The 6,478-nt window shown below is 72.2% G+C and carries 5 protein-coding genes; 1 reads left to right on the top strand and 4 read right to left on the bottom strand.

Annotation, left to right across the window (positions count from 1 at the left end):
- Positions 1–83 precede the first annotated feature (83 nt).
- Both MTQ10_RS26290 and MTQ10_RS26285 read right to left on the bottom strand, forming a co-directional pair.
- Entirely contained in the window at positions 84–581 is a 498-nt protein-coding gene (locus tag MTQ10_RS26290) for an EamA/RhaT family transporter (protein ID WP_247472648.1), read from the bottom strand.
- Between the two features lie 45 nt (positions 582–626).
- On the bottom strand, positions 627–1,013 hold the full coding sequence (locus MTQ10_RS26285; RefSeq protein ID WP_247472647.1) for an SH3 domain-containing protein: 387 nt from the start codon (positions 1,011–1,013) through the stop codon (positions 627–629).
- A 299-nt stretch (positions 1,014–1,312) separates the two neighbouring features.
- Here MTQ10_RS26285 and MTQ10_RS26280 point away from each other — a divergent pair, with 299 nt between their 5' ends.
- On the top strand, positions 1,313–3,664 hold the full coding sequence (locus MTQ10_RS26280) for a serine/threonine-protein kinase (RefSeq protein WP_247472646.1): 2,352 nt from the start codon (positions 1,313–1,315) through the stop codon (positions 3,662–3,664).
- A gap of 212 nt (positions 3,665–3,876) precedes the next feature.
- On the opposite strand, the gene ilvD is transcribed toward MTQ10_RS26280, so the two are convergent.
- Together ilvD and MTQ10_RS26270 are read right to left on the bottom strand one after the other, a co-directional pair.
- Positions 3,877–5,730, bottom strand: a complete 1,854-nt coding sequence (gene ilvD, locus MTQ10_RS26275; RefSeq protein ID WP_247472645.1) for a dihydroxy-acid dehydratase — start codon at positions 5,728–5,730, stop codon at positions 3,877–3,879.
- Positions 5,731–5,871: 141 nt separating this feature from the next.
- On the bottom strand, positions 5,872–6,478 hold a 607-nt coding region (locus MTQ10_RS26270; RefSeq protein ID WP_247472644.1), incomplete at its 5' end, for a TetR/AcrR family transcriptional regulator.

The following is a 6,478-nucleotide window of genomic DNA, read 5'->3' as shown; positions in this document are numbered from 1 at the left end:
AGACGGCGATGGCGCCGAAGGTGCCGTCGGCGGGGCTGGTGGGGCAGGAGTGAGCTGCTGGGACGGGTGCGAACGGGTGCCGGCTAACGCTTGCGGCGCTTCTTCGCCGGGTTGCCCGTGCGTCGGGTCGTGCGCTTGGCGTGCTGTTCGAGGGCGGCCTCGTACTCGCGGCGGTGCAGCCGCTCGCCGGGGGCCTCCGTCAGCGAGCGGAAGAAATAGGCCAGGAGGGAGCCGACGAAACCGATGGCGAGCAGTCCGCGCAGGTTGGCGTGGCGCTCGGCGTCCGGGCGGCGGCTGAAGCCGTCCCAGGTGTGCCGGAAGGCGAGCGCGCTACAGATCGCGAACATGGCGACGAGCAGGATGTTCACCAGGCCGCCGCTGTCGGCGATCTGGATGCCGTCGTAGGCGAAACGCAGCACCAGGCAGGAGGCGGCAGCCGCGGCGAGGGAGCCCACGGCGACGCCGATCCGGCGCGCGCGGTAGCCGTCGGAGTGCTCCACCCACGTCGTGCCGAAGAACCTCAGGGGTTCGGGCCGGGGGCCCGCAGGGTTGTCCGGGGTGCCGTTCTCGTCGCTGCTCACGCCACGATTATGGCTCCCGGAGGTGCGGGGACCCCCGGCTCGGTGTCAGCTACAGCGGGATGCGACGTAGCCGTCACTGCCGGTGTAGACGTACGCGTCCGAGACGAACTCTCCGTTGCTGATGTTGTCCCAGATGTTCGACGTGCCGTAGGTGCCGGTGACCCACGTGCCGGGCGACTGGCAGTAGATCGGCACACGGGAGCCCGCGGGCAGCACACGCACGATGGGGTAGTTCGTGCCCGGGCCGCTGCGGACGTTCAGCCGCACGCCCGGGGCGACGGCGTAGGTGCGCAGTGCGGCGGCAGCGGTGGTGGTGCCGGTGGCGGACGCGGCGTGGGTCGTGATGCCCTCGGTGGCCCCGTCCTGGTTCTCGTGCTTGTTCTCGTGCTTGTTGTCGTCCTTGTCCTGGTGCTCGATCTGCTCTACGGACATGAGCGTTCCTCCCCCCGTCGGAGTCCCACGGTTGCTGTGGGGCACCGATCATTCCCTCGGCTCGTCTGCGCCAAACGGATCACATGGATCACATGGATTGCGTGGATTGCGTGGATTGCGCGAAGCGCACGGATCGCATGGATCGCGTCAACTCGCATGAATCGGACGAGTCATCGAATCACGCCATGAACACGTGTACGTAACTCGTACGCGGAGACTAGCAAGCCTCCTCTGACTCGTGCGTCTCATCGAATAGGCTCCGAGCGTCGCGCGCGGACGAACAGCACGGGGGGGGTTCCATGGCGCCACAGCGGAACATCGGAGCCGGCGCGGAAGCGGAACTCCCCGAGTACGCCGGTCACTACCGTCTCGAGTCCTGCCTCGGCTCCGGCGGGATGGGCGTCGTCCACCTGGCCCGCAGCACCTCGGGCATGCGCCTCGCGGTGAAGGTCGTGCACGCCGAGTTCGCGCGGGACCCCGAGTTCAGGGGGCGTTTCCGGCAGGAGGTGGCCGCCGCCCGGCGGGTGAGCGGGGCGTTCACCGCGCCGGTCGTCGACGCCGACCCGGAGGCCGAACGCCCCTGGATGGCCACGCTGTTCATCCCCGGCCCCACCCTCGCCGACCATGTGAAGCGGAACGGCCCTATGGCGCCCGGGCAGTTGCGTCGGCTGATGGCCGGGCTGGCGGAGGCGCTGCGGGACATCCATCGGGTGGGTGTGGTGCACCGGGACCTCAAGCCGAGCAATGTGCTGCTCGCCGAGGACGGGCCGAAAGTCATCGACTTCGGCATCTCCCGGCCGAAGGACAGCGAACTGCGCACCGAGACCGGCAAGCTGATCGGCACTCCGCCGTTCATGGCGCCGGAGCAGTTCCGGCGGCCCCGGGAGGTCGGGCCGGCGGCGGATGTGTTCGCCCTCGGCTCGGTGATGGTGCACGCGGCGACCGGGCGGGGGCCGTTCGATTCCGACAGCCCGTACGTCGTCGCCTACCAGGTCGTGCATGACGAGCCGGACCTGACCGGCGTACCGGAGAACCTCGCGCCGCTCGTGCTGCGCTGCCTCGCAAAGGAGCCCGAGGACCGGCCCACGCCCGATGAGCTGATGCGGAAACTGCGGTCGGTGGCGGCGTCGTACGACACCCAGGCGTTCATACCGGCCCAGCGGCCCGGGAAGGAGGGGCCGGGAGGTTCCGCAGGAACCTTTCCCGGGGCGGGTGCGCGGGCGGACGGCGGCGCGGGCATCGGCGCGGGCGCGGATGCCGGGGCGGACAGCCGGGGCGGTTCCGGGGCGGGCGCCGGCGCCGAGGCCGGGAACGATTCCGGCGCCGTCGCTGCGGCGGAGGCCGGACAGGCGTCCGGGGCGGTCTCCGAGGCCGAGGCGGTCTCCGAGGCCGAGGCCGGAGGCGACTCCGTGGCCGGCACCGGGGGCGATGCGGGGTCCGTTCCGGCCGGCCGTGGCGGTGGCCGTAAGGGCGCGCGTCGCAAGGCCCTGTGGGGTGCCGGGGCGCTCGTCGTGGCGGCGGGCGCCGTGTTCGGCTCGGTCCAGATGTTCGGTACGACGCAGAGCGAGCCGAAGGACCCGGCGACCCGCGCCGCTGCGGCCCAGGTCCGCTCCTGGGCGGTCCGCCCGCTCGACGACGCCGACGGCATGCCCCAGTGCTCGTACGGGGCGGGGAAGCTGCTGTGCGCCCAGTCCCGCTGGATCTACGCCCTCGACCCGGCGAACGGCACGCTGCTGTGGCGGCACGAGGTGCCGGAGGCCCTGACGAACCGGCCGCCGGTGCTCTCCGGCGGGCTCGTGCAGCCGCTGACGCGGCAGCAGGGCCGGCTGTCGGGGCTCGCCCCGGCGTCCGGGAAGGCCCGCTGGGAGCGGGAGCCGTCCGCGTACGACGCCGTGACCGTGGCCGGTGGCATGCTCCTGTTGACCGGCGGGGACGGGAAGGTCACCGGTGTGGACGGCGCCTCGGGCGAGACCCGCTGGAGCCGGAGGATCGCCGGTCATGCGGCGCCGTTCTTCGTGTCGTTCGACCGGGACGACGGGGACACGTCGGCGTACGCGGCGACCGCGCTGGACGACGGGTACACCCGCGTCACGGCTGTGGACCCGGGTACCGGTGAGGTGCGGTGGGCGGCCCGGCTGCGCGGGGCGCTGAAGCCCGTGGGCTCCGCCGGAGGATCGGTCTTCTTCCTGGAGGGCGACACGTCGTCGGGGACGACGAAGGCCGTGGTGCGGTACACGCCGGGCACGCGCGCGTACCGCCGGGTGGCGTTGCCGGTGCCGCGGCTGGACGCGCAGGCCTCCGTGCACGGTGACGTCGTCCATGTGCTGGCGGGCGGCGGCTCGCTGGAGGCCGTCGACATGAGCGCGGGCAGGGAGCTGTGGCATCTGGAGACCGCGGTCAGCCGCGGCTCCGTCCCGGCCGCCGACGACGCCCATGTGTTCGTCACCGCCGCCGACGGCAGACTGCTCGCCGTCGGTGCCCGCGACGGGCGCCTCGTCGGGCAGACACCGCCGCGTATGAGCGCCGACCCGGGCACGGTCGCCAGCGCCCTGCCGCAGCCCGTCGTGCACGCCGGCCAGGTCTTCGCCGCCGCCCCCGACGGCACCGTGTTCGCCGTGGACGGGCGGGACCCGATCGGGTGGGGCGCCTGAGGGGGCCGTACGGGCACGCGCGTGGGCGAAGCCTTCCGGGCACGCGCGCGCAGGCAGCCTTGCAGGCACGCGCGCGTACGCAGCCCTCCGGGCACGCGCGCGTGGAGCCGACGAGGCGTACGCGCGCAGAGCGCACCGGACAGGCCGAAGGGCCGCCCCCGCCGGAGGCGGCCCTTCGGCCCGGGTACGCGGGTAGCCGGGGCTTTCGGCAGTCAGCCCAGCTTGGACACGTCGCGGACGGCGCCCTTGTCGGCGCTGGTCGCCATCGCGGCGTAGGCGCGCAGGGCGGCGGAGACCTTGCGGTCGCGGTTCTTCGGGGCGTACACGCCGTTCAGGGCCTGCTCGCGGCGGGTCAGCTCCGCCTCGTCGACCAGCAGCTCGATGGAGCGGTTGGGGATGTCGATGCGGATGCGGTCGCCGTCCTCGACGAGGGCGATGGTGCCGCCGGAGGCCGCCTCCGGGGAGGCGTGGCCGATGGACAGGCCGGAGGTGCCGCCGGAGAAGCGCCCGTCGGTGACGAGCGCGCAGGCCTTGCCGAGGCCGCGGCCCTTCAGATACGAGGTCGGGTACAGCATCTCCTGCATGCCCGGCCCGCCCTTGGGACCCTCGTAGCGGATGACGACGACGTCGCCCTCCTTGACCTGCTGGGTGAGGATCTTCTGGACGGCCTCCTCCTGCGACTCGCAGACGACTGCGGGGCCCTCGAAGGTCCAGATGGACTCGTCGACGCCGGCGGTCTTCACCACGCACCCGTCGACGGCCAGGTTGCCCTTGAGGACGGCGAGGCCGCCGTCCTTCGAGTAGGCGTGCTCGACGGAGCGGATGCAGCCGTTCTCGGCATCGTCGTCCAGCGACTCCCAGCGCTCGGACTGGGAGAAGGCCTCGGCGGAGCGGACGCAGCCGGGCGCCGCGTGCCACAGTTCGACGGCCTCCGGCGACGGGGAGCCGCCGCGCACGTCCCAGGTCTTCAGCCAGTCGGCGAGGGACGGGCTGTGCACGGAGTGGACGTCCTCGTTCAGCAGGCCGGCGCGGTGCAGCTCGCCCAGCAGGGCGGGGATGCCGCCGGCGCGGTGCACGTCCTCCATGTAGTACGTGCGGTTCTTGGTGACGTTCGGGGCGACCTTGGCGAGGCAGGGGACGCGGCGGGAGACGGCGTCGATGTGGTCCAGGCCGAAGGGCACGCCCGCCTCCTGGGCGGCGGCCAGCAGGTGCAGGATCGTGTTGGTGGAGCCGCCCATGGCGATGTCCAGGGCCATGGCGTTCTCGAAGGCCTGGAAGGTGGCGATGGAGCGGGGCAGGACGGACTCGTCGTCCTGCTCGTAGTAGCGGCGGACCAGGTCCATCACGGTGTGCGCGGCGTCCACGTACAGCTTCTTGCGCGCGGTGTGCGTGGCGAGCACCGAGCCGTTGCCGGGGAGGGAGAGGCCGATGGCCTCCGTCAGACAGTTCATCGAGTTGGCGGTGAACATGCCGGAACAGCTGCCGCAGGTCGGGCAGGCGTTCTCCTCGATACGGAGGATGTCGTCGTCCGAGATCTTGTCGTTGACGGCGTCGGAGATCGCGTCGACCAGGTCGAGCGTGCGGACCGTGCCGTCGACGAGGGTGGCGCGGCCGGACTCCATGGGGCCGCCGGAGACGAACACCGTGGGGATGTTCAGCCGCAGGGCGGCGTTGAGCATGCCCGGGGTGATCTTGTCGCAGTTGGAGATGCAGACCAGGGCGTCGGCGCAGTGCGCCTCCACCATGTACTCCACGCTGTCGGCGATCAGGTCGCGGGAGGGCAGGCTGTAGAGCATGCCGCCGTGGCCCATGGCGATGCCGTCGTCCACTGCGATGGTGTTGAACTCGCGCGGGATGCCGCCCGCCTCACGGATCGCGTCGCTGACGATCCGGCCGACCGGCTGGAGGTGGGTGTGGCCGGGCACGAACTCGGTGAAGGAGTTCGCGACCGCGATGATCGGCTTCCGGCCGATGTCCGCACCGGGTACACCGGAGGCGCGCATAAGGGCGCGGGCGCCCGCCATGTTGCGGCCGTGGGTGACTGTGCGGGACCTCAGCTCGGGCATCGTCGCTCGCTCCTTCTCAGACCTTCGGTCAGAGTGCTCTGACTTCAGTCGAGCGTACGCCGGTCATCCAGAGGCCGGGACGCGGTGTCCGGATCGCGGGACGAATGTCTCGTGGCGGCGGTACGGCGAGAAGGGTGGCGGTCATGCCCCCGTGAGGTGCGACTGTACGACGGGGGCCAGGCGGGCGATGACCTGTTCGATGTCCGCCGAGGCCAGCGGCTCGACCTTGATCACGTACCGCAGCAGCGCCGTACCGATCAGCTGGGCCGCCGCGAGTTCGGCGCGCAGCTCGGCGTCCTCGGTGCCCAGTTCCCCGGCGATACGGCTCAGCAGCTGGGAGGAGACGAGGCGGCGCAGGGCGGCGGCTGCGGTGTCGTTGGTCACGGCCGAGCGGACGACCGCGAGGAGCGGGGCGCGGCTGGCGGGGTTCTCCCACAGCCCGAAGATCATGCGGGTCATGCGCTCGCCGGCCTCGGAGACGGGGCCGGCGACGAGGGCGTCGGGTCCGCTCAGGGCGGGGGCGAAGACGACCTCGATGGCCGACTCGAACACCTGCTCCTTGGTGCCGAAGTAGTGGTGGACGAGCGCGGAGTCGACGCCGGCGGCCTTGGCGATGGCCCGGACGGACGCCTTCTCGTACCCGCGTTCGGAGAACACGGTGCGGGCCGCGGCGAGGATGCGGTCGCGTGTGTCGCCGGCTTCCGCCCGCGGGGGGCGGCCACGGCGACGAGCGGCGGGGGCGGGGGCG

It is taken from the genome of Streptomyces sp. XM83C (assembly GCF_023072675.1).
Taxonomy (GTDB): Bacteria; Actinomycetota; Actinomycetes; order Streptomycetales; family Streptomycetaceae; genus Streptomyces; species Streptomyces thermocoprophilus.
The sequence above is the reverse complement of the archived record's forward strand: the minus strand, read 5'-3'. Positions and strand labels throughout refer to the sequence as shown.